Raw genomic sequence first — 330 nt, forward strand, 5'->3', positions numbered from 1 at the left:
CGCCCGCAGCAGGTCGGCCATCTGAGGCGCCTCCAACAACGGATTGACCGCCATGACGATGCCTGTCGCCTCGCCGCCCCAGATGGTGAAATGGGTTTCCGGCAAATTCGGCAAAATAAACGCGATGACGTCGTCAGCGCCCAGGCCGAGTTCGTGGAACGCGTTAGCAGCGCGGGTGATGTCGATCAGCAGCTCGGAGTAGGTCCAGTCGTGGGTCTTGCGAAAATTCTGCCCGTCGAGAAAAAAGCGTAGGGCGGGCGTATTCGGGCGCTCTTTTGCACAATTTGCCAAGGCATCATAGGTGCTCGCCGACAGTCCCTGACGACTGAG

General features: G+C 59.7%; 1 protein-coding gene. It reads right to left on the reverse strand.

The features are described 5' to 3' along the window. Nucleotides 1-330, reverse strand: a 330-nt coding sequence (locus HX855_RS32920) for an AMP-binding protein (protein WP_178948074.1), incomplete at both ends; no start/stop codon positions are given.

The organism is Pseudomonas sp. IPO3778 (genome assembly GCF_013386825.1).
Classification (GTDB): Bacteria; Pseudomonadota; Gammaproteobacteria; order Pseudomonadales; family Pseudomonadaceae; genus Aquipseudomonas.